Raw genomic sequence first — 21,855 nt, forward strand, 5'->3', positions numbered from 1 at the left:
ATGTCGGTGCTCTCACGCGCCGCGGCCCCGCCTGCCACCCATGAGGTGGCGGCGGCCGTCGCCGCCCTGCTGACCAACCTCGACACCACCGCGCCCCAAACCCTGCTCGCGGCAACCGAAGCCCTCTCCGCCCTGGAATCCATTGCCGCCCTCGGTGATGATCCCCGCCTCGGCGCCTCCGACGCCGCCGAGGCGCACTCCCCCCGACGGCTGCTCGGCCCCTCCGGCCTCGGGGCCCCGAGCCTCCGCGTGAACCTACCCACCCCCCAGGTGATCACGGAGCTCGCGGGACAGGCATCGCGTCCGCCGTCGCCTGCCGGCGGCGCGGTGCCGACTCCCAGACTCCCGACCGCGCCACTCGCCCAACCCCTCCGCCCCATCCCCCGCACCCTGGGCACCGGCCGTCTCCCCTCCCCACCGGCCGAAACCCATGCCGCGGAACAGAGCTCGCCCGGCCCGGCAGGGCGGCGGGTTGCGAAGGGCCCCACCGGAATCGGCACGACCTCGGCATTTCGCCGAGGCGGGGTGTCCGGCGGCTCCACACCGGTCGCGCCGACTTCGCCTGCGGCACGGGCGGACACCGTGGTTCGGCCCGATGCGGTGGTTCCGGCTGCAGCCACCTCGATGGCTGCCGATCCGGAGGGTGTCGGTCCCGCCGATGCGGCAGCGGTCAGGCCGGCGCCCGAACGGTCCGCCGGGCAGATCGCGGATGCCGTTCGGGCGGTTCCGACTTCGGCGGCCGCTCGGCCCGGTGCTCCCGGCGTAGATCCCGGGCAGACCCTCGATCCGGTGTGGGACCTCGGGTCGATCACCGAGCTGGCTCGTGGGATTTCGGGCTCCACGGCGGTCGAGCCGGGTACCACCATGTCGGCCGGGGCATCGGAGGCCGCGAGTTCCACTGGGGCAGAGCGGATTTCGCATGGTCCGAGTGGCATCGGGACCGGATCGGTGCGGCGGGCGCAGGGGGCGGCTATTCCCGCGCTCTACTGTCCGCCGCCGGTGCGGGACAATCCGGCGCTGGCGGAGGCGGTGAATTTCGGGATCATCGCCTGGGCCGAGGAGATCGGGCTGTACGAGGGGCGGCTGGATGATCTGCGGAAGGCCGACTTCGGACGGCTGATCATGCTGGCGCATCCGGATTGCGATGACGCGGATCGCTTGCTGGCGGCGGCCAAGTGCGCGGTGTCGGAGTGGTCGGTGGACGACTACTACTGTGAGGAGGACGCCAGCGATATCGCGCCGGACGGCAGCAGGTCCAGCGCGGAGGCCGAGCTCGGGCCGCGGCTCGAATTGGCCGCCGCCGCCATGGATCCCGTGCACCTGCCACCGCGATACCAGGTCAAGGTCGAGGAGGCCATGCAGAGCGATCCGATTCTGCGGGCATTCCGGACCTCCTTCGAGCACCTGTCGCGATTCGCTACCCCGACCCAGGTGGCGCGCCTGCGCACCGAGATCGCGGGCTGGTTCATCGCTTTGGGCGCCGAAGCGGGGTGGCGCGCGGCGGGCCGCATGCCACCGGTCTGGGAATACCTGCTGAACCGGCAACCGCACAGCTTCCTGCCCTGCATGGCCCCGATCGATGCGGTCGGCGGCTACGAGGTGCCGGCCGCGGAGTACACCGATCCGCGGGTGCGCCGGGTGGTCACCACCGCCGCGCTGGCCAGCCAGATGGTCAACGACCTCTACTCCATGGCACGCGAAGACCTCTCCGGCGGAAGGGAATTCAACCTCCCCACCGTGCTCGCCGCCGAGGAGCAGTGCTCCCGCCGCCAGGCCGTCCAGCGCACCGCGGAGGTCCACGACGAGCTGGTGCACCGCTTCGAGGCCGAGGCGGGCGCCCTCGCCGCGGCCGGCTCCCCGGAGCTGCGCCGCTTCCTGACCGGCCTGTGGGCCTGGATGGGCGGCAACCGGGCCTGGCACGCGGACAGCCGCCGCTACAACGAAACCCCGTGATTCACCTCACCCTTCGATGCGCGCAGTACTTCCAGCGTCATATCACCCATTCGAGAGGATGACCTGCCATGACCGCGCTCCACCCCCGGCCGGATGCCGTGCTGAAGACCGAATACCAGAAATCGGTCGCGTCCTACTGGAACAACAATCCCAATGACGATCGCGTCAACACCAAGCTCGGCGAGGTGGACGGGCTCTATCACCATCACTACGGCATCGGCCAGCCGGACCTGTCGGTCCTGGAAGGCCCCGAGGAGACCCGGCAGGACCGGATCGTCAAGGAGCTGCACCGCCTGGAGACCGCGCAGGCCGACGTCCTGCTCGACCAGCTCGGCGACGTCCGCCCCGGCGACCGGCTGATGGACGGCGGGTCCGGCCGCGGCGGCACCAGTTTCATGGCCAACCAGCGCTTCGGCTGTGAGGTGGACGGCGTCACCATCTCCGAATACCAGGTGGGTTTCGCCAATGAGCAGGCCCGCGAGCGCGGCGTCTCCGACAAGGTGCGCTTCCACTTCAAGAACATGCTCGACACCGGTTTCGACTCCGGCTCCCGGCGCGGCATCTGGACCAATGAAACCACCATGTACGTGGACCTTGTCGAGCTGTTCGCGGAGTTCTCCCGCCTGCTCGAGCCGGGCGGCCGCTACGTCTGCATCACCGGCTGCTCCAATGACGTGTTCGGCGCCCGTTCGGCCTCGGTGAGCTGGATCGACGCCCACTACGGCTGCAATATCCATCCGCGCAGCCGCTACTTCCAGGCGCTGGCCGCCAACGGCCTGGTCCCCATCGCGGTCACCGACCTCACCCCCGCGACCATCCCCTACTGGGAGCTGCGCACCCGGTCCGAACTCGCGACCGGCGTCGAGAAACCCTTCCTGACCTCGTACAAGGAGGGCAGCTTCCAGTACCTGATGATCACCGCCGATAAGGTGGTTAGGTGACCGGCACCCTCGACGCATCCGACACCACCCCGGTGGTGGACCGTGAGACCCTGCTCGTCGAACTGGTCGACGAGCAGGGCCGGGCGCGGGGTTCGCTGTCGGTGGCCGCTGCCCACACCGCGCCCGGACGGCTGCATCGGGCCTTCTCGGTGTTGCTGTTCGATGCCGCCGGGCGAGTGCTGCTGCAGCAGCGGGCGGGCGTGAAGACGCGCTTTCCGCTGCTGTGGACCAACACCTGCTGCGGGCATCCGGCGCCGGGGCAGGCGGTGGTGGAGGCGGCCGCCAAACGGCTGCACGAGGAACTCGGCATCACCGCCGAGCTGTCCGAGGCCGGCACCTTCACCTACCAGGCCACCGATCCGAATACCGGCCGCGTCGAGTTCGAATTCGATCACGTCCTGATCGGACGCCTGGAAGACACCGCGCCGCACCCGAACCCGGACGAGGTCGCCGATACCGCGTGGATCCGGCCGGACACCCTCGCCGAGAACGTGGCGGCGGAACCCGCGCGCTACACCCCGTGGCTGAGCGGAGTGCTGCGGATCATCGCGGCGCACGGCTAGCCGGTCGATCGCGGCCAGGGGTCGATGCCGCCCGCGGTCAGGCGAGGGCGGGCTGCTGATCGGCGTCGAGCAACCAGTCGTTCGGCGCGAAGAGCTCGAAATGGACTCGGTCCGAAGGGATTCCGGCGGACATGAGCTGGGCGCGGACGTACTGCAGGAAGCCGGTGCCACCGCACAGGTAGTAGTCCGCGTCCTCGGGCAGATCGACCCGGGTCACGTCCAGCAACCCGTGGCCGTCGGCCTCGTACCAGGCGCGGAAGTACACGTCCGCCAACCGGTGGGCGAGCGCGTCGACCGTCTCGCGCAGGGGGTGCGCGGTGGTGGAGCGGTCGGCGTGCAGGATGACGGTCCGGCGCGTGGGGGTTTCGGCCGCCAGGTATTCCAGGATTCCCGCCATCGGGGTGACGCCGATGCCCGCGGAGATGAGCACGACCGGCGTGGTGGCCTCGGTGTCGATGGTGAGATCGCCGAAAGGCAGCGTGATTTCGAGGGTGTCGCCCGCGCCGACGGTGTCGTGCAGCCAGTTCGAGACCTCACCGGCCGGCGTGTCCGCGTCGGCGAGCACCTTCCGCACGGTGAAGGCGAGCCGGCCGTCACCGCCGCGATTGATCAGGCTGTACTGACGCAGCTGTCGGGCGCCGTCGGGCAGCCGCGCGCCGACCGAGATGTACTGTCCCGGAATGAATCCCGGCAGCGGTGCGGACGGATCGGCGGACTCGACCACGAAGGTGGCCACGCCCGACGGGTCGTCGATGCGCTGCACCACCCGGGTCTCGCGGAACACGTCGCCGGGCGCGACGCCCGCGGCGTCGTAGAGCTCCCGCTCGAAATCGATGAGCGTGGTGGCCATCAGCCAGTACACGCGATCCCAGGCCGCGGCGATCTCCGGGGTCACCACGTCCGCGCCCAGCACCTCGACGATGGCGGCGAACAGATGCTCGTGGACGATGCGGTATTCGGGCTCGGTGACCCCCAGCGAGGCGTGTTTGTGGCCGATGCGGGCCAGCAGTTCCCGCGGGTGCGGCAGGCCGGGGTCGACGAGGTGGGTGGCGAACACGGCGATGGAGGCGGCGAGCGCCTTCTGCTGTGCGCCCTGATGCTGGTTGCCGCGGTTGAAGCGGTCGCGCAGCAGCTCGGGATGGGCGGCGAACATCTTGGTGTAGAACAGCGGGGTGATCTGGTCGATGTGCGCGGCCACCAACGGCAGGGTCGCGCGGATCACCTCGGCGTGCTCGGCCCCAAGACCTTGGGTAGTGGATTCAGCCAGCTCGGGGAAGGTGTGCAGCGTGGAATCCGGCGCGAGCCTCATGAGGTCTCCTAGGTGTCGATGAGTGAAGCCGCCGGGAATACCGGCATATACAGCAGTTCCACGGTGCGCTGATCCACCAGATCGGACAGGACGTACCGATCGAGTTCGGCGTAGAAGGCGTTCTGCGCGGTAGCAAAGACGCCCCGCAAACGGCACGCATTCGCCAATGGGCACGGATTGTCGCCGCCACACTCGATGACTTCGTTATCACATTCGAGTTGCCGAACAATAGTGCCGATGGTGGTTTTTTTCCCTGCCTCGGTCAGGAAGATCCCGCCGGTGCGTCCGCGCTGGGACTCGACATAGCCCAGTTCGGCGAGCCGGGAGATGGCTTTGGCAACGTAGTTCTCGGAAGCATTCACCTGTCGCGCAATGAGTTTGACGGTGACTCTTTCCTCGGCATCACTGCTGACCGCCAGGCGCATGAGCGACCGCAAGCCGAGATCGGTGAACCGGGAGAGCTGCATGGGCCCAACGGTACTTATTCCGATTGGGAAAAGCAGGTTTTCCTGCTGTGCGCTTTAATACGTGAATCCGTGCGGAATATGTTACGCCGGACACATTTTCAGGAGACGGTCTATAACTTGTCCGGCAAATCCCTGGCAGCGACCGGCATCGCTGCCAGGGATATCCCCTCAGGCTTCGACCATGAGCGTCGTGCGGGTGGCCAGCGGGTAGTAGATGACCAGCGCCAGACCGCATCCGATGAACCAGCTGTACTCGGCCGCGGTGTGCATGCCGTAGACGTCCTTGGCCAGCACCGGGAACACCGCCGCGATCGCGCCGATCACGGTGGCGATCACCGCGACCGGATTGAATCCGTTGCGGTACCAGTACTTTCCGCGCTCGGCCATGGTGAACAAGTCGTCCACCACGATGGTCCGCTTGCGCACCAGGTAGTAGTCGGCGATGAGCACCCCGAACAGCGGGCCGATGAACGCGCCCAGCACCTCGAGGGTGTAGTGGATGACGTCCGGGTTGTTGTACAGGTTCCACGGCGTGATCAGCACCGACCCGACCGCGGCGATCATCCCGCCCATGCGCCAGCTGATCTTCTGCGGACTCACGTGCGAGAAGTCGAAGGCCGGGGAGATGAAGTTGGCGACGATATTGATGCCGACGGTGGCGATGGTGAAGGTCAGCGCGCCCAGCACGATGGCGAAGGTGGAGTCGATGCGCGCGACGGTCTCGACCGGATCGGTGATGAGCTCGCCGTACACCGGGATGGTCAGCGACGCGGTGATCACCACCAGCAGCGAGAAGGCCAGGAAGTTGACCGGCAGCCCGAGCAGATTGCCGCGCTTCACCGCCGCCATGGACTTGCTGTAGCGGGAGAAGTCACCGAAGTTCAGCATCGGCCCGCAGAAGTAGGACACCACCAGCGCGATCGCGCCCAGGACCACGGGCAGCGCGTCCCAGCCGTGGTACTTCACCGCGCCCAGCTGCAGGTCGATGGCGCTCCAGCCGGCTTTGTAGATCAGGTAGCCGCACAGGAAGAACATGACGACATACACGGCGGGACCGCAGAAGTCGATGAACTTGCGGATGGACTCCATGCCCTGCCAGAACACGGCCGCCTGCACCACCCACAGCACCAGGTAGGCGCACCAGCCCAGCAGCGACAGGCCGAGGAAACCGTAGTCGCCGGATTTCGCGTACGGCGCCAGGCTCGGGAAGAGCTTGACCGCCACCACGATCAGCGCCGCCGAGGCCAGGTAGGTCTGAATCCCGTACCAGGCCACCGCGATCAGGCCGCGGATGATGGCCGGGATGTTCGCGCCCTTCACGCCGAAGGCGCTGCGGCACATGACCGGATACGGCACACCCGCCCGCTGGCTGGGCGCGGCCACCAGATTGCACAGGAAATATACGATCGTGATGCCGATGAGCAGGGCGGCCAGCACCTGCCAGCCGGCCAGGCCGAGGGCGAAAAGGCTGCCCGCCGTGACGTATCCGCCGACGCTGTGCACATCCGACATCCAGAAGGCGAAGATGTGGTACGAGCCCCAGGTCTGTTTCTTCAGGGGGGCGAGATCGTCATTGGTGAGCCTGGGGTCGTAATCTGGAGCGGGTGTCGCCGCGGCGGGCTCCGCGCCCGCCGACGCGGGGGTGACGATGTCGGTCATGGGGTGTATCCGATCCGAAAGCCGATGATGGTGGGCTCAAGGTAGGAACGAGCCGTTCCCCGTGGATTGCTTTTCGGTTTCCGGGTTATTGCGTGATCCATATATCTTTCGCGAACGACAGGCGCGTGAATACCTGGCAACATGGCCCGCATGGAGCTCATGGCGCGGATCGAAGCGGCGGCGACCCTGCTGACACCGGTGATCCGGCGGACTCCCGTGGTGGCCTCGCGGGTGCTGTCGGAACGCATCGGGCACGAGGTCTGGCTGAAGTGCGAGAACCTGCAGCGCACGGGATCGTTCAAGCCGCGCGGCGCCTACAACCGGATCGCCAATCTGTCCGCGGCCGAGCGGGCACACGGGGTGGTGGCGGCCAGCGCGGGCAATCACGCGCAGGGGGTGGCGTGGGCGGCGACCTCACTCGGGATCGACGCCACGGTATTCATGCCGGTGGGTGCGGCGCTGCCGAAACTGGTGGCCACCAGGGCCTACGGCGCGACCGTGCACCAGGTGGGCGACACCATCGACCAATCACTCGCCGCCGCACGGGATTTCGCGGAACGCACCGGGGCGACGCTGGTGCACCCGTTCGATCACATCGACATCGTGGCCGGGCAGGCGACGGTCGGGCTCGAAATCCTCGACCAGCTCCCGGATGTCGGCACGGTGCTGGTGCCGACGGGCGGCGGCGGCCTGCTCGCGGGGGTGGCCGCGGCGGTGCAGCGGCTGAAGCCGCAGGTCCGGGTGATCGGTGTGCAGGCCGCCGAGGCGGCCGCCTGGCCCGCCTCGCTCGCGGCCGGGAAGCCGGTGGCGCTGGAACAGATGTCCACCATGGCCGACGGCATCGCGGTGGGCCGGCCCGGTGAGGTGCCGTTCGAGCACATCGTGGACAGCGCGCCCACCATCGTCACCGTCGACGAGGATGCACTGTCCAAGGCGCTGCTGCTGTGTATGGAGCGGGCCAAGCTGATCGTCGAGCCCGCGGGCGCGGCGGGCGTCGCGGCGCTGATGGCCTGCAGCCCAGCCGAACTCGCGCTGGAGGGCCCGGTCTGCGCCATCCTCTCCGGCGGCAATATCGACCCGCTGCTGCTGACCCGCGTGATCGGCCACGGCCTCAGCGCCGCCGGCCGCTACCTCGCCGCCCGCGTCACCATCTCCGACCGTCCCGGCAGCCTGTCCCGCCTGCTCGCCGAGCTCGGCCGCACCGGCGCCAGCGTCCTCGACGTGGTCCACTCCCGCACCGGCGCCTGGCTCGCCATCGACGAGGTCGAGGTGCTGCTCACCCTCGAAACCCGCGGCCCCGCCCACCGCGACGAGATGCTCACCGCCCTCGCGGACGCTGGATACCTGGTGCGCGTGCAGGATTGACGACACCGGAGGGCGCACTACCCACGGTCAGTGCGCCCCACCGAGTTCCAGCGCCAGCACCCCTGCGATCACCAGCACGATCCCCCCGATCTGCACCGCCGTGATCCCCTCGTCCAGGAACAACGCCCCGATCGCCGCCACCGCCACCACCCCCACCGCCGACCAGATCCCATACGCCACCCCGATGGTCATCCCCCGCTGCAAAGCCCGCGACAGAAAATAGAACGCTGCCCCATACCCGATCACCACGATGATCGAAGGCACCAGCCTGCTGAACCCTTCCGAGATCTTGAGCGAAACAGTCGCCGTCACCTCACACGCAATAGCCAACGCCAGCAACAACAAGGTCATAACCGCACAATAGCCACCCTTCCTCCCGCCTCCGGCAACCGATGAAACTCGACGCTCAGCCGCAACTCCAGCACCTCGGCAAACCGCTCGAACATCGGAGTGGTCGGCATGGTGCCCCGGCCTCGAACCTCGCCACCGCAGGTTGCTTCAGCCCGGCCCGATCCGCGAGTTCGGACCGAGTAGGACCGAGCTCTTCCCGCCCTGCCACCGGCTTTGATCAACCGCCGCTGCACGTCGTCGCCGCACGGTCGCTGAAGCTGTCGATCGTCATTTCGCGACTTGCCCGCCGGGTTGACCGGGTGGGTTTCCACACCTCCACGCTCAGCGGGCAAAGAAAGGTCACGTCGTTGCCCGGGGCAGCGGAGCAGAATACGCGGTGCTGAACAGTCAGAGGTGCACGAGTGCGGTCATCGGGGACACACCCAGGGTGGTGAGCATGGCGGCGCCCTCGGTGGCGTCCGCGCCACCGGCGAGGATCCGGGTCCGGGCCGACTGGTAGACGCAACCTGCGGCCTCGAAAGTTGTTGCGGTGGACCGCAAACGGTCCCTGTCCTTGGCCAGTAGGGCCTCGGCTCGGTCGATGATGGCCGTGGCCACCGGGTTTCCGGCGACCTCGGTGCGCGCCTGCGCGAGATCGCCTGATGCGGCGGTGTTCCCGGTCATGGCGGCGGCCTCGGCGTGCAGGGCCAGGTACCACGGCAGCCACGCGCCGGTCACCCGAGTGCGCGCCTCGGCCGGGGTCAGTTCGGTGCGTTCCAGCGCGTCCTCCGGCTGGCCGTGGTGCAGCATGAGCAGTGCGTCGAAAACGGCTTGGTAGCCATCGGCATCCGTGGCCGGGGTGCCGAGTTGCTGGAGTACGCCGGTCCATTCGCGTTCGGCGGCGTAGTCGTCGCGCAGGCCGTGGATCATGCGCACCCCGGCTACGGCCGCGCCGAGCGCCGAGCGGGCCGGGCGCTCCTCGCGATGCCAGGCTTCGAGGAAGCGTGCGCTGTGGGCGAGGACGTCATCGACATTGCCCGCCAACGCATCCGCCACCAGCAGGCGGCTGGTCGCGGTGTGTCCGACCTCGGCCAGCATCGGATGCTCGGCGAGTTGCCGTCCCCAGCGGCGCGCTCCGGCCAGATCGCCCGCCCCGAGACCGAATTCGGTGGCCTGGCCGAGCGCGTCGATCAGTTCGTGGGTACCGACCGGGTTGTCCGGCGTGGTCGAGAGCAGCCGGATGCGCCGCCGTGCGGTGGCCGCCGCGGCGCGCAATTCGCCAGCTCGGCTCTGAGCGGCGGCGAGAGCATCGAGGGCAGCGGATTCGGCGAACGGGTCACGGGTGCCGTGCGTGAGCTCGACAGCTCGCTCCGCACTCGAAACCGCCTCCGGCGCAGGAACATCGGTTATGCCCTGCGGCGCACCGAAGGGATTGGTGAGAACGACGGCCTCGGCCAGTGCGATGGCAGCCCGAGCAGCCTCAGCCCGAGCCGGATCAATCGTGACAGCCCCGGACCGAGCTATATCGGCCTGAGCAGCGGAATCCTCCACGGTATCCGCACCCGCCGCAACGGCCGACCCGATATCGGCCGGAGCGGCGGACGTCGGTGCGGCGGCAAGGCGGCGCGCCTCGGCGATGAGTGCGACCAGATCCTCGCGGGCCGGGACGCGCTCGAACCTGCCCCAGAATCGGTAGGCGGCGGCCGCCGCGGTCGCCAGGTCGATGGATGCCCCCGCGGAATCCCCTGCGCGCTGGGCGAATTCGGCGGCGGCGTGGTGCAGGCGGTACATGTCGTCACCGTTCCCCTGGCAACCGGCTGCGGCCGCGGCGTGCCGCAGCAATTCCGCGGCGGCGGAAGGGTCGTCGGCGAGGTAGGCGGCCTGCTCGTATCGCCACTGGGATTCGCCGGTGAGGTGCCGGGTGAACATCAGGGGAGCCAGTAACCGCGCCAGGCCGTGGGCGTCGCTTCGGCGGTCGGGTTGTTCGCAGGCCCAGCCGAGAGCGGCGCGGAAATCGTCTGCGGCGGTGTCGAATCGGGCCCGCCAGTCGGCGCGCACCACCGAGAGGTCGCCCGCCTCGGCCAGGCACCAGCGCAGATGCCCGGCGCGGGCGTCGGTCACCTCGCCGGCCGCCTCGAGTTGTCCGAGCCCGTACTGCCGGATGGTCTCCAGCGCGCGGAATTGGGTACCGGTCGGCGTATCGGTCACCACCAGCAGGCTCTGTTCGACCAGTCGCGCCAATCCGGCTGCCACCGCGCCCTTGTCGAGGCCCACCGCGTGGGCCGCCGCCTCGACGGGGAACGAGGTCATGAACACCGAGACCCGCCGCAGCAGCATCCGGTCCTCGGGCTCGAGCAGGGCGTGGCTCCAGTCCAGGGCCGCGCGCACCGAGCGATGCCGGTCGTCGGCGCGGGCGCCGCCGGCGAGCATGCGCAGCTGATCGTCCAAACCGGCGGCGAGACCGTCCAATCCGAGCGTGGTCCAGCGAGCGGCCGCCAGCTCGATGGCCAGCGCCACGCCGTCGAGGCGTTCGCAGAAGGTCGCGACCTGGTCGCGCATGGCGTGATTGGGCGGCCAGCCGCCCGCCGCCGCGCGATCCATGAACAGGGCGACCGCGTCCGAATCGCCGTCCCCGGCAAGCGACATCGGCGGGACGGTGTACACGCGCTCGAACGGCACCATCAGCCGGGCGCGGCTGGTGGCGAGCACGCTCATACCCGGGCACGCCGCCAGCAACTGCTCCACGAAGGGGGCGACGCCGTCCCGCACGTGTTCGCAATTGTCCAGCACCAGCAGTGCGTTCCGGTCGGCGAGCGCGGCCAGCACGGCGCGGTCGAAGCCGCGGCCGGGCTGCTCACCGATGCCGAGTGCCATGGCGACGGTGCCCGCGACCACACACGTATCCGGGCTGGCGATCGGCACCAGGTCGACGAACCACACGCCGTCGGCGAAGTCGGCGGCCACGTCCGCGACCACCGCCAGGGCGAGCCGGGTCTTGCCGACGCCGCCGGGTCCGACCGCGGTCACCTGCCGCTGCGTCTTGATCAGTTCGGTGAGCTCGGCCCGCTCCCGGGCGCGACCGATGAACGAGGTCAACGGTTTCGGCAACGCCGGCGCGGGTCGCGGGCCGGCGGCGCGGGTCGCGGCGGCGTGCAGGGCCAGGGCCCGCCGGTCGGGCATATCCAGTTTCCGCAGCAGCGAGGACACGTGGCTCTCCACCGTGCGCACCGAGATGAACAGTCGCGCACCGATCTCGGCATTACTGAGGTGCTCGCCCACCAGGGTCAGCACTTCCGCCTCGCGAGTGGAGATTTCCGACGTCACAGCCATGAATTCAGTCTGCCGCATCGGTCGCCGGAAGACGGTACCGATGGGCTCGGTGTGGCTCTCCGTGGTGGATTCCGTGGTCACCACGGATGTGACCGAGGGGCCCCGAGAGCGAAGCTGAATGCACACCGGGTTCGCAGGAGCCAACCGGACGACAGGGTCGCTTCGGACCCCCACTCACCAGGAGAAATCATGACCACGCTGGGCATCAGGACCGTGCTGCACCCCGTCTCCGACCTCACCGCCGCCAAGACCGTCTACACCGCGCTGCTGGGCATCGAGCCCCAGACCGACTCGCCCTACTACATCGGTTTCGAGTCCGAGGGCCAGCACATCGGCCTCGTCCCCGCGGGCAGCCCGCAGAGCCCGGCCGCCCCCGTCTCCTACTGGCACGTCGGCGATATCGAGGCCAAGGTCGCCGAGCTCACCGCCGCCGGCGCGACCGTCCAGCAACCCGCACGTGAGGTGGGCGGCGGCCGCCTGGTCGCCACCCTCACCGATGCCGACGGCAATGTCCTGGGCCTCATCCAGGACCGCTGACCGCTCCCCCACCCAGTCCTCTCCCCCACTCCCGCAAAGGAATCCAGCCATGGCCGCCGAAACCACCACCGAGAAGACCACCGCCAAGAAGACCACCGTCGGCTTCAGCGCCGAGGAGCGCGCTGCCATGAAAGCCCATGCCGCGGAACTGAAGACCGCCGCCCGCCGTGGCTCCCGCTCCGCCAAGGCCGACGGCGAACAGGACGTCCTGGCCAAGATCGCCGAAATGACCGGCACCGACCGCGAAATCGCCGAACGCCTCCACGCCCTCATCAAATCCGTCGCCCCCGAACTCACCTGCAAGACCTGGTACGGCATGCCCTCCTACCTGCGCGACGGCAAGATCGTCTGCTTCTTCCAGACCGCCGCCAAGTTCAAGACCCGCTACGCCGTCCTCGGCTTCAACGACATCGCCAACCTCGATGAGGGTGACCTGTGGGCCGTCAACTACGCGCTGAAGGCCATGACCCCCGAGACCGAATCCCGCATCACCGACCTCCTGAAGCGGGCCCTGAGCTAGTGCCGCCGCCGGGAAGGTCGATGGTGTAATCCGCCACCCGTGGTAGCGGATTACACCATCGACCCGGTAGTGCCTTGTCAGGCAACGCGGGTAGGTTGGTCCCTTGGCAAGCAATAGGATTGAAATAAGGGACACTCCGAGTTCGCCGGAATTCTACTGAATTACGTTGGCATATTGGACATTTCGGATTCCCAGGCATTGTTGATGGCGGTAGAATTAGCACATGAATTCGAAGGGGACAACATTCGACACCTGCGGTATCGCCGAACTGGCGACCGCGGTCGAGACCTTGTCGAATTCGATCCTCCACGGCAACCTGAACCAATTCACGGACGGTGATGTCGTGGAATTGATGCGCAAGCTGGAAGCCTGCAAACGGCAACTGTCCGCACTGGATTCGCGATTGATCATCGAAGCTTCCGACCGTTCGCTGCCGCAGAAGAATGGGGACAAGGATCTGGGGCCGTTCCTGCGCCACACCCTCGGGTTGTCCCGCCACGACGCCTCGGTGCGGGTGAAGATCGCCGGTGCATGTGGAGAGTTCTTCGACCGCACCGGGCAATTGCGCACCGCGTCTCTGACGGCGACCGCCAAAGCCTTTGAGACCGCAGACATCTCCCGCGACCACGTGCGCGGCATCGTCGAGATCATGACGCACCTGCCCGCCGATATCCCCACACAAGCACGAGCCGAGGCCGAGGAACTGCTGGTTACGTTCTGCCACACCGGTTCCCCCGACGACCTCCCCAAGATCGGCCGCGAAATCCTCGCCCGCCTCGACCCCAACGGAACCGTGATCTCCGATGCCGACCGGCGTCGCCGTCGCGGCATCGTGATCGGCCGCCCCGGCGTGGACGGCATGTCGAAGATCGAAGGCTGGCTCACCCCCGGACTGCGCGCATCGCTGGACGCGATCCTCGCCAAGCTCGCCCGGCCCGGCATGTGCAACATCGACGACACCGAAATCCTCACCGCCACAGCTCGAATCGATTCCAAAGTCCTCGAAGCCGCCGCACGCCGAGACCGTCGCGATGCCGCACAGCGCACCCACGACGCGCTGCACGCGCTGCTGCAACCGGACATCAACATCGGCAAGGCTGGCGTCAACGCCACCAAGCCCCGCGCCAGTGCGTCCGAGTCCGGCGTCGACACCGCCGAACTCGCCGTCAACACCGTCAAGCTCGGCATCACCGCTGCCGAACTCGGCTCCCACCGAGGCATGCGCGTGCAGCCGGTGCTGACAATGAGCCTGGCCGATGTGGAGCGCGGCGCCGGTGTGGCGACCACCAGCACCGGCGGCCACGTCAGCATCCACGAGGCCCTCGAGTTGGCTCAGGGCACCCGCCCGGTGCTCGCAGTGTTGGACGCCAACGAGATTCCGCTCTACCTGGGCCGCTGCGAGCGCCTCGCGACCTCCGGTCAGCGCCTCGCCCTCATCGCCCGGGACAAGGGCTGTACCCGCCCGGGCTGCGATGCATCCGCGAGCATCTGCGCCGCCCACCACATCACCGACTGGGCCGCCGGCGGACCCACCGACCTGAACAACCTGGCGTTGGCATGCGATCACTGCCACGCACTCGTCAACAACAGCCGGGATGGGTGGAAAACAGTTGTGATGGACCAGGATTCACCACACCCCGGACGGTGCGGATGGATCGCACCCAAACACATCGACCCCACCCAAACCCCACAGGTCAACGAGCGTCATCACGTGGCGGAGTGGCTGGCAGCAAGGATCGAATCCCGATGCGGGCCTCGGGGTTCACGGGTGGCGTGAGCCCCGAGGCCGGTGTCTCACATGTGTGCGCAGGGACAAGGGGGGTAGTTGCGTCGCCCGCCCTGCCGCACTGGAGCTGACACCCAACCGGCAGCCACACCTCACCTCCCAGCGCGCCGAGTACACGCATCACCTCTACCGACAACTCGAGACCGCTTACCGACAACTCCTGACCGCCAAGGATTTCCCCAGCACATGGTTCTTTGACAACTACACAGAGACGATGAACGGCCGGGCCGTAATGGGGCTGGTAGGTGAGGGGGCCTCCCAAGCTCGGCCACCCTCTCCCTCCTCCAGGCATCTTTTATCCTTTGTCTCTTCAGTCTTTTGGCTCTATCGTCTTACTGTGATCTTCTTCAATGGAAAGGGCGCCAAGCGCCCCTGCCGGTGATCCCCGGCCAGTGGTCGGCTCCCGAGTTCTCGGATGACCGGACCACTTTTCTCGCTCACGCTCTCAGCCTCACCGCATTACATGGCCCCGGCCCCTGGCCGGACGGTGGCAGTCCGCTCCCAGACGAGCAATCCACCGACTCTCGATTGCTGAGTTCGACCGTCCTCGACGGGATTCGAACCCATCATCTAGCGGCGTCCGACGAATCCCCACCCATCACCACGCTGATCGACGCGGTCGCGGCCGCGCTCTCGGCACCCGACGCCGAAACCTTGACTGCCCTGCATGATCGGCTCGCGGAGTACCGCGCCCTTGACGTTGCCGATGACCTGCTCAAAGAGCTGCGCGCACTCGATCACCCCGCCGAGGATCTGCGCGCCTTGGCACGGTGGCTGGCCGAACATGGCACTCGCCGCAATGCCGTGGCGCTCGGCATCGTCATGCTGGGCGTGGCAGGTGACGCACGCGATCAGGAATTACTGCTACTACTCGGCGCGCTGGAAGACCTGACCCTGTATGCCATTGTTGCCCTGGCCAACTCCCAACCCGAACAAGAGCAGGCTATCCATCGCCTTGCCCAGCGTGTCGACGGCTGGGGTCGCATCCACGCCGTCGAGCGCTTGCGGGGAACCCAGGACCCCGGCATCAAGTCCTGGCTGCTGCGCGGCGGCTTCCGCAATCAGATCCTGAACGAGTACCTCGCCCATCTCGCCGCTACCACAGGTGATCTCTACACCGCGCTGCTCGCACCGGAGGTCGACGACGAACTCCTTCACGGAGCCGCGGGAATCCTCGACGCTCTCGTGGCTTTGCCCGGACCGTGCTCGGACATCCGGCACTACGCGGACGCGCTCCCCTGCCTCGCTCGATTCGGCGAGCTGATCGCCTCCGCGCCCCTGAATCTCACCCTCATCGATACCGCCGGGCGGTTGAAGAACCTGCTGAAAGAACCTCCGCCCGACCACGATTGGCCAGAGGCGGACATCTCACGCCTGCTCGGTCAATACTCCGCCTTGCTGGCCCGCCCCGACTGGTCACGACATGTCCGGTCGGCACTGGATCAACCCACTGGCGAATCCAACTTCCGCTTGGCGCTCATGTGCTCTGAGGCGGTCGGAATCGACGCGTATCCGCATGCCGTGTCCCGTCTCCGACGACCGCCGCACGATCAGTATGTCTGGTACTGGGCAGCCACCCACACCCCCGAACCCGAATACACCGCCCTCGTGCGACTGGCCGGCCAGGTGCTGCCATTGGACGAGATTGCGGTGGGCCCGGATCCCGAGAGGATTATCGGGAGCTCCGACGGGGAAGGTGCCCTTGACCTCGTCCTGAGCTATATCGGTGATGCCGGCGTGGCAGAGGCCGACGTCCTGCCATTGATTCGGACCGCGCTGCGCGGACAAGGTACGCGACTGCGCCGCATCGGTTTACACACGTTGAACAGGCTGTACGGTCAGGATCTTCCCACCGGCCCCCGCGCGTGGGTAAGCGAGGCCGCCGCGATCGAACCCTACGACGAGCTGCGCGCGAACTTCACTGACCTGCTGGAACGAACCAAGTCTGCTGACGAGAAATAAATGGGATGCGGCGGATGCGCGCTTGTGGTTACAGTGCCCGGCATGTGGCTGTTCCTGTTCTCCTGAGCGCGCTTCGCCCTTGACGCCCGGCGGTCTGCCGAATTGACCGTGCCTGTGGCATTCCCGATTCCGACCGGCGATCGAACCCGGTCCGTCGGTCACGCATACCCAGAGGAGGACTCATGCCCGAGCGCTTTCCGCTGCCCGAAATCCCTGCCGAGGACCCCGCCGAACGCCCGTTGTCGCGGCGCGAACGGCGCGGGAAGGTCGACAAGAAGCAGCAGACCACCGCGAACGGCAAGGTGCACGACGCCGGTCGTGCCGCGGTGCCCGCCGCGAAGCACATGAATTACCGACGCGGATGACGAAAGCGGCCCGTTGGGTTTCCAGGTCGGAAATCCAACGGGCCGTTACCGTTTCGAGTATCAGCTCAGCCAGGCGCGCTGGGTGGCGGCGGTGCCGCGCACCTCCTCGAGCTGCTTGGCGACCTGGGTTCCTGCGGTACCGCCGCGCGCGTTGCGGGAGGCGATGGAGCCTTCGACGGTGAGGACCTCACGGACACCGGGGGTCAGGGCCGGGTCGACGGCGGCGAACTCCGCGTCGGTGAGCTCGTCCAGGCCGACGCCGCGGGACTCGGCGACGCGGACGCAGCCGCCCGCGGCCTCGTGCGCGACACGGAACGGAACACCCTGGCGGACCAGCCATTCGGCGATATCGGTGGCGAGGGTGAAGCCGGCGGGGGCGAGCTCGGCCATGCGATCGGTGTGGAAGGTCAGGGTGGAGACCAGGCCCGCGATGGCCGGCAGCAGCAGTTCGAGCTGGGCGACCGAGTCGAAGACCGGCTCCTTGTCCTCCTGCAGGTCACGGTTGTAGGCCAGCGGCTGAGCCTTCAGGGTCGCGAGCAGGCCGGTGACATTGCCGATGAGGCGGCCCGCCTTGCCGCGGGTGAGCTCGGAGACGTCCGGGTTCTTCTTCTGCGGCATGATCGAGGAGCCGGTGGACCAGGCGTCGGCCAGGGTGATGTAGCCGAATTCCGGTGTGCTCCAGATGATCACCTCTTCGGCCATGCGGCTCAGGTCGACGGCGATCATGGCCAGCACGAACGCGGCCTCGGCGGCGAAGTCACGCGAGGAGGTGGCGTCGATGGAGTTCGCGGCGGAGGAGTCGAAATTCAGTTCGGCGGCAATGGCTTCCGGATCCAGGCCCAGGGAGGAGCCCGCCAGCGCGCCGGAACCGTACGGCGACACCGCGGCCCGCTTGTCGAAGTCGCGGATCCGGTCGATGTCGCGCAGCAGCGGGTGGGCGTGTGCCAGCAGGTGGTGGGCCAGCAGCACCGGCTGGGCGGCCTGCAGGTGGGTCTTGCCCGGCATCACCGCGTCCGGGTGCGCGGCGGCCTGCTCGACCAGGGCGTCCACCACGTCCAGTACGCCGGAGGCGATGCGCCGCACCGCATCCCGCAGCCACATGCGGAACAGCGTGGCCACCTGGTCGTTGCGGGAGCGGCCCGCGCGCAGCCGGCCACCCAGCTCGGTGCCGACCCGGTCGATGAGCCCGCGCTCCAGCGCGCCGTGCACGTCCTCATCGGATTCGAGGGGCCCGAACGCACCCGATTCCACGTCCGCCGCAAGCTGATCCAGGCCCGCGAGCATGCCCGCCAGGTCGGTCTCCGACAGCAGCCCGGCCTTGTGCAGCACGCGCGCGTGAGCCTTGGAGGCGCGAATGTCGTACGGCGCGAGCGCCCAGTCGAAGTGGGTCGACTTGCTCAGCGCCGCCATCGCCGCGGCCGGGCCGGACGCGAAGCGTCCACCCCACAGCGCGCCTTCATTGGTGCTGCCGCCCTGGGTCATAGCGTGTCGTCTCCTCGCGGTTTCGTCGCGGTCATCAGAATGTGTTGGGTCATTGCGGCCCGGGCCGCCTCGGGAACGGCCCGGCCGCGGTCCTCGAGCAGGGCGACCGGGTCACCCTCGGTGACCAGCCAGCGGTGCATGGCGAACCAGCTGCGGGGGTCCTCGCGGCCCTCCCACGGGTAGAACAGATCTTCCAGGTCCAGCTTCAGCCCGGCATCCGCCATCACCTTGCGGCGCCGCTCCCGGAAGTCGTCGGCCAGATCACCGGACCCGGTGCCGAGGTTGATCGCCATCCGGCTGCCCGGCGCGCTGAGTTCCACCACGCGCTCGAGCAGCTGGGTCTGGGCGTGCCCGGGCAGGTAGCGCAACAGCCCCTCGGCCAGCCAGGCGGTCGGCTGATCCGGTTCGAACCCCTTGTCCAGCAGGGCTTTCGGCCAGTCCTGCCGCAGATCGACCGGCACCTCACGGCGATCGGCCACCGGCTCGTCATCGGCGAGCGCCCGGGCCTTGAACGCCAGCACCTTCGGCTGATCGAGCTCGAAAATCCGAGTGTCCGAGGGCCATTCGAGCCGGTAGGCCCGCGCGTCCAGCCCGGCGGCCAGGATCACGATCTGCCGGATCCCGGCCCGCACGGCCGCGGCGAAATACTCGTCGAAGTAGACGGTGCGGGCCACCAGGACGTTGCCCAACGACCAGGCCTGGTAGTCGCCGTCGCTGATGCTCTGACGGCTCAGCGCCCCCGACATCATGGCGTTCCAGCCCTCGGACCCGACCGCGGCCACCAGCTTCGCCGCGTAGGGGTCGTGGAACAGGGCGTCCTCGCGGCTGGTCTCGTAGGCGCGAATGGCCGACACGCCGATGGCGGTCGCACCCACGCTCTCCGTGATGTCCCAACTGTCGTCATCGGTTCGCATGGGTGCGTCTCCTTCGGCCGGCGCTCGAGTGAAATCAGCTCCGGTCGCAGGCTACTACTTGCTGTTGAGATCCCGCCGCGCCGCGACCTTGGAGGACAGGCCGTGGATCTGGACGAAGCCCTTGGCCAGCGACTGGTCGAAAGTGTCGCCCTCGTCGTAGGTGGCGAGGTTGAAGTCGTAGAGCGACTCGTCGGAGCGACGGCCGTTGACCACGACGCTGCCGCCGTGCAGGACCATCCGGACATCACCGGACACGTGCTGCTGGGTCTCGGCGACGAAGGCGTCCAGCGCGCGCTTCAGCGGCGAGTACCACAGGCCGTCGTACACCAGCTCGCCCCAGCGCTGCTCGACCTGCCGCTTGTAGCGGCCCAGCTCGCGCTCGATGGTGACCGCTTCCATCTCCTGGTGCGCGGTGATCAGCGCGATGGCGCCGGGGGCCTCGTAGATCTCGCGGCTCTTGATGCCGACGAGCCGGTCCTCGACCATGTCGAGGCGGCCCACACCCTGGCGGCCGGCCCGCTTGTTCAGCTCGGTGATGGCCTCGAGCATGGTGACCGGGCGGCCGTCGATGGCGACCGGCACACCCTTGTCGAAGGTGACGATGAGCTCGTCGGGCGCCTCGAAGTTGACGGTCGGGTCGACGGTGTAGTCGTAGACGTCCTTGGTCGGCGCGTTCCAGAGGTCCTCGAGGAAGCCGGTCTCGACCGCGCGGCCCCACAGGTTCTGGTCGATGGAGAACGGCGACTTCTTGGACACGTTGATCGGCAGCTTGTTCTCGCCGGCGAACTCGATGGCCTTCTCACGGGTCCAGGCGTAGTCGCGGACCGGGGCGATGACCTTCAGGTCGGGCGCGAGCGCGCCGATGCCGACCTCGAAGCGGACCTGGTCGTTGCCCTTGCCGGTGCAGCCGTGCGAGACGGTGTCGGCGCCGTGGTACTCGGCGGCCTCGACCAGGTGCTTGACGATCAGCGGCCGGGAGATGGCCGAGACCAGCGGGTAGCGGCCCATGTAGAGGGCGTTGGCCTGGATGGTCGGCAGGCAGTACTCGTTGGCGAACTCGTCGCGGGCGTCCACGACGATGGACTCGACGGCGCCGCAATCCAGCGCGCGCTGGCGCACGTCGTTCATGTCCTCGCCACCCTGGCCGAGGTCGATGGCGACGGCGACGACCTCCGCGCCGGTCTCCTTACCGATCCAGCTGATGGCGACTGAGGTGTCCAGCCCGCCGGAGTAGGCGAGTACGACGCGCTTGGTCATAGTCCGTGTGCTCCTCGATTGTTCGTATAGGCCCTCGACCGGTGCGCTGCCCCGCGGTCCCGTCCCGGTCCCTCTGGCGCGCTCCGTCGTCCTGCAAATGATTATGCATGACGATGCAATCCCATTCATAACCGGGGTCCTCGCCTGCATGGATCCGGCCGCCGGTGACCGTCACATCCTTGCACCGGACCCCGGCGAGGAATACAGTACGTACGTACGGTTTGGGAAATTCGACGTTCATACGGAGGGGCCCATGTGGGATCCGGACAAGTACCTCGCCTTCGACGACCTGCGCGCGCGGCCGTTCTTCGACCTGGTCGGACGGGTCGGCGCGGACAAACCCCGGCGGGTGGCCGATGTCGGCTGCGGACCGGGCAATCTCACCGCGGCACTCGCGACCAGGTGGCCGGGGGCGACCCTCGAGGCATTCGACTCCTCACCCGAAATGGTCGCCGCGGCAAGGGAACACGGCATCGACGCAACTGTCGCCGATGTCCGCGACTGGCGGCCCGCACCGGACACCGACGTGGTGGTGACCAATGCGGTACTGCAGTGGGTACCGGATCATCTTGCGCTGCTGCCGGATTGGGTGGCAGCGCTGCCGGACGGCGCCTGGCTGGCGATTCAGGTGCCCGGGAACTTCGATGCGCCTTCACATCTCGCGATCCGGGAGCTCGCGTCGTCGCCGCGGTGGCGGGAGCGACTGGGGGCGGCGGGGATTCTGGATCGGCAGGCGGTGCCCGATCCCGCCGGATACGCCGGGGTGCTGACCGCGGCCGGATGCCGGGTGGATGCCTGGGAGACCACCTATCTGCAGCCGCTGACCGGGGATGATCCGGTATTGGAATGGGTGACCGGAACCGCACTGCGTCCGGTCCGCGACGCGCTCGACGATGCCGCGTGGCAGGACTTCCGGGCCGAGATCGCGCCACTGCTGCGATCGGCCTATCCGCAGCAGCCGGACGGTGTCACCTGGTTGCCGTTCCGTCGCGTGTTCGCGGTCGCGCACAAGCCGGAGTGAGAGAACCCGGTCGCCCCCTCAGAGCGACCAGTCGGCACCGATCAGAGCGACCAGTCGGCACCGATCAGAGCGACCAGTCGGCACCGAATCCGGC

At 68.1% G+C, this 21,855-nt stretch carries 18 protein-coding genes; 10 read left to right on the plus strand and 8 right to left on the minus strand.

All coding sequences use genetic code 11. The features are described from left to right. The 3 genes from ACWEQQ_RS40805 (at position 1) to idi (ending at position 3,457) form a co-directional block, all read left to right on the plus strand. Positions 1 to 1,953, plus strand: a complete 1,953-nt coding sequence (locus ACWEQQ_RS40805; RefSeq protein WP_452351975.1) for a family 2 encapsulin nanocompartment cargo protein terpene cyclase — start codon at positions 1 to 3, stop codon at positions 1,951 to 1,953. A 68-nt stretch (positions 1,954 to 2,021) separates the two neighbouring features. Then, positions 2,022 to 2,894 (plus strand): geranyl diphosphate 2-C-methyltransferase, encoded by an 873-nt coding sequence (locus ACWEQQ_RS40810; RefSeq protein WP_452351976.1) that lies wholly within the window; start codon positions 2,022 to 2,024, stop codon positions 2,892 to 2,894. Then, complete coding sequence (idi, locus tag ACWEQQ_RS40815) at positions 2,891 to 3,457, plus strand: isopentenyl-diphosphate Delta-isomerase (RefSeq protein ID WP_452343857.1); 567 nt, start codon at positions 2,891 to 2,893, stop codon at positions 3,455 to 3,457. Before ACWEQQ_RS40810 ends, idi begins: the two co-directional genes overlap by 4 nt. Before the next feature lie 37 nt (positions 3,458 to 3,494). Here the strand turns inward: idi and ACWEQQ_RS40820 are convergent, their stop codons facing one another. From ACWEQQ_RS40820 to ACWEQQ_RS40830, 3 genes are all read right to left on the minus strand, one after another. Further along, positions 3,495 to 4,766: a globin domain-containing protein gene (locus ACWEQQ_RS40820; RefSeq protein WP_452343856.1), complete on the minus strand. Its 1,272-nt coding sequence runs from the start codon at positions 4,764 to 4,766 to the stop codon at positions 3,495 to 3,497. Positions 4,767 to 4,774: 8 nt separating this feature from the next. Beyond that, positions 4,775 to 5,233, minus strand: coding sequence for an RrF2 family transcriptional regulator (locus tag ACWEQQ_RS40825; RefSeq protein ID WP_452351977.1), 459 nt, complete (start codon positions 5,231 to 5,233; stop codon positions 4,775 to 4,777). A gap of 168 nt (positions 5,234 to 5,401) precedes the next feature. Further along, a complete protein-coding gene (locus ACWEQQ_RS40830) occupies positions 5,402 to 6,892 on the minus strand; it encodes an NCS1 family nucleobase:cation symporter-1 (RefSeq protein ID WP_452351978.1) in 1,491 nt (496 codons plus the stop codon). A gap of 150 nt (positions 6,893 to 7,042) precedes the next feature. On the opposite strand from ACWEQQ_RS40830, the gene ilvA reads away from it, so the two are divergent. Continuing rightward, positions 7,043 to 8,257: a threonine ammonia-lyase gene (ilvA, locus tag ACWEQQ_RS40835; protein ID WP_452343853.1), complete on the plus strand. Its 1,215-nt coding sequence runs from the start codon at positions 7,043 to 7,045 to the stop codon at positions 8,255 to 8,257. Between the two features lie 27 nt (positions 8,258 to 8,284). Here the strand turns inward: ilvA and ACWEQQ_RS40840 are convergent, their stop codons facing one another. Together ACWEQQ_RS40840 and ACWEQQ_RS40845 are read right to left on the minus strand one after the other, a co-directional pair. Beyond that, a complete protein-coding gene (locus tag ACWEQQ_RS40840; RefSeq protein WP_452351979.1) occupies positions 8,285 to 8,608 on the minus strand; it encodes a DMT family transporter in 324 nt (107 codons plus the stop codon). A gap of 387 nt (positions 8,609 to 8,995) precedes the next feature. After that, positions 8,996 to 11,917 (minus strand): ATP-binding protein, encoded by a 2,922-nt coding sequence (locus tag ACWEQQ_RS40845; protein WP_452351980.1) that lies wholly within the window; start codon positions 11,915 to 11,917, stop codon positions 8,996 to 8,998. Positions 11,918 to 12,106: 189 nt separating this feature from the next. On the opposite strand from ACWEQQ_RS40845, the gene ACWEQQ_RS40850 reads away from it, so the two are divergent. The 5 genes from ACWEQQ_RS40850 to ACWEQQ_RS40870 all read left to right on the plus strand — a co-directional run bounded on the left by ACWEQQ_RS40850 (position 12,107) and on the right by ACWEQQ_RS40870 (position 17,087). After that, on the plus strand, positions 12,107 to 12,454 hold the full coding sequence (locus tag ACWEQQ_RS40850) for a VOC family protein (protein ID WP_452343850.1): 348 nt from the start codon (positions 12,107 to 12,109) through the stop codon (positions 12,452 to 12,454). 49 nt (positions 12,455 to 12,503) lie between these two features. Continuing rightward, complete coding sequence (locus ACWEQQ_RS40855; RefSeq protein WP_452351981.1) at positions 12,504 to 12,974, plus strand: iron chaperone; 471 nt, start codon at positions 12,504 to 12,506, stop codon at positions 12,972 to 12,974. 223 nt (positions 12,975 to 13,197) lie between these two features. Then, positions 13,198 to 14,751, plus strand: a complete 1,554-nt coding sequence (locus ACWEQQ_RS40860) for a DUF222 domain-containing protein (protein ID WP_452351982.1) — start codon at positions 13,198 to 13,200, stop codon at positions 14,749 to 14,751. Between the two features lie 537 nt (positions 14,752 to 15,288). Beyond that, a complete protein-coding gene (locus ACWEQQ_RS40865) occupies positions 15,289 to 16,722 on the plus strand; it encodes a hypothetical protein (RefSeq protein WP_452351983.1) in 1,434 nt (477 codons plus the stop codon). A 182-nt stretch (positions 16,723 to 16,904) separates the two neighbouring features. Next, complete coding sequence (locus tag ACWEQQ_RS40870; RefSeq protein WP_452351984.1) at positions 16,905 to 17,087, plus strand: hypothetical protein; 183 nt, start codon at positions 16,905 to 16,907, stop codon at positions 17,085 to 17,087. Between the two features lie 60 nt (positions 17,088 to 17,147). Here ACWEQQ_RS40870 and argH read toward each other — a convergent pair whose 3' ends face one another. The 3 genes from argH to ACWEQQ_RS40885 are packed head-to-tail and all read right to left on the minus strand — an operon-like array spanning position 17,148 to position 20,740. Beyond that, positions 17,148 to 18,569, minus strand: a complete 1,422-nt coding sequence (gene argH / locus ACWEQQ_RS40875; protein ID WP_354848494.1) for an argininosuccinate lyase — start codon at positions 18,567 to 18,569, stop codon at positions 17,148 to 17,150. Continuing rightward, a complete protein-coding gene (locus tag ACWEQQ_RS40880) occupies positions 18,566 to 19,483 on the minus strand; it encodes an SAM-dependent methyltransferase (protein ID WP_452351985.1) in 918 nt (305 codons plus the stop codon). Before ACWEQQ_RS40880 ends, argH begins: the two co-directional genes overlap by 4 nt. A 54-nt stretch (positions 19,484 to 19,537) precedes the next feature. Next, positions 19,538 to 20,740: an argininosuccinate synthase gene (locus tag ACWEQQ_RS40885; protein WP_354848500.1), complete on the minus strand. Its 1,203-nt coding sequence runs from the start codon at positions 20,738 to 20,740 to the stop codon at positions 19,538 to 19,540. A gap of 253 nt (positions 20,741 to 20,993) precedes the next feature. On the opposite strand from ACWEQQ_RS40885, the gene ACWEQQ_RS40890 reads away from it, so the two are divergent. Further along, on the plus strand, positions 20,994 to 21,761 hold the full coding sequence (locus ACWEQQ_RS40890; RefSeq protein WP_452351986.1) for a trans-aconitate 2-methyltransferase: 768 nt from the start codon (positions 20,994 to 20,996) through the stop codon (positions 21,759 to 21,761). The last annotated feature ends 94 nt before the right edge of the window (positions 21,762 to 21,855 follow it).

It is taken from the genome of Nocardia sp. NPDC004123 (assembly GCF_053603795.1).

Bases quoted from the DNA above. Each gene is read 5' to 3' on its own strand.
- ACWEQQ_RS40805 (WP_452351975.1), top strand. From the start codon at position 1: ATGTCGGTGCTCTCACGCGCCGCGGCCCCGCCTGCCACCCATGAGGTG.
- ACWEQQ_RS40810 (WP_452351976.1), top strand. From the start codon at position 2,022: ATGACCGCGCTCCACCCCCGGCCGGATGCCGTGCTGAAGACCGAATAC.
- ACWEQQ_RS40820 (WP_452343856.1), bottom strand. From the start codon at position 4,766: ATGAGGCTCGCGCCGGATTCCACGCTGCACACCTTCCCCGAGCTGGCT.
- ACWEQQ_RS40825 (WP_452351977.1), bottom strand. From the start codon at position 5,233: ATGCAGCTCTCCCGGTTCACCGATCTCGGCTTGCGGTCGCTCATGCGC.
- ACWEQQ_RS40830 (WP_452351978.1), bottom strand. From the start codon at position 6,892: ATGACCGACATCGTCACCCCCGCGTCGGCGGGCGCGGAGCCCGCCGCG.
- ilvA (WP_452343853.1), top strand. From the start codon at position 7,043: ATGGAGCTCATGGCGCGGATCGAAGCGGCGGCGACCCTGCTGACACCG.
- ACWEQQ_RS40840 (WP_452351979.1), bottom strand. From the start codon at position 8,608: ATGACCTTGTTGTTGCTGGCGTTGGCTATTGCGTGTGAGGTGACGGCG.
- ACWEQQ_RS40845 (WP_452351980.1), bottom strand. From the start codon at position 11,917: ATGGCTGTGACGTCGGAAATCTCCACTCGCGAGGCGGAAGTGCTGACC.
- ACWEQQ_RS40850 (WP_452343850.1), top strand. From the start codon at position 12,107: ATGACCACGCTGGGCATCAGGACCGTGCTGCACCCCGTCTCCGACCTC.
- ACWEQQ_RS40855 (WP_452351981.1), top strand. From the start codon at position 12,504: ATGGCCGCCGAAACCACCACCGAGAAGACCACCGCCAAGAAGACCACC.
- ACWEQQ_RS40860 (WP_452351982.1), top strand. From the start codon at position 13,198: ATGAATTCGAAGGGGACAACATTCGACACCTGCGGTATCGCCGAACTG.
- ACWEQQ_RS40870 (WP_452351984.1), top strand. From the start codon at position 16,905: ATGCCCGAGCGCTTTCCGCTGCCCGAAATCCCTGCCGAGGACCCCGCC.
- argH (WP_354848494.1), bottom strand. From the start codon at position 18,569: ATGACCCAGGGCGGCAGCACCAATGAAGGCGCGCTGTGGGGTGGACGC.
- ACWEQQ_RS40880 (WP_452351985.1), bottom strand. From the start codon at position 19,483: ATGCGAACCGATGACGACAGTTGGGACATCACGGAGAGCGTGGGTGCG.
- ACWEQQ_RS40885 (WP_354848500.1), bottom strand. From the start codon at position 20,740: ATGACCAAGCGCGTCGTACTCGCCTACTCCGGCGGGCTGGACACCTCA.
- ACWEQQ_RS40890 (WP_452351986.1), top strand. From the start codon at position 20,994: ATGTGGGATCCGGACAAGTACCTCGCCTTCGACGACCTGCGCGCGCGG.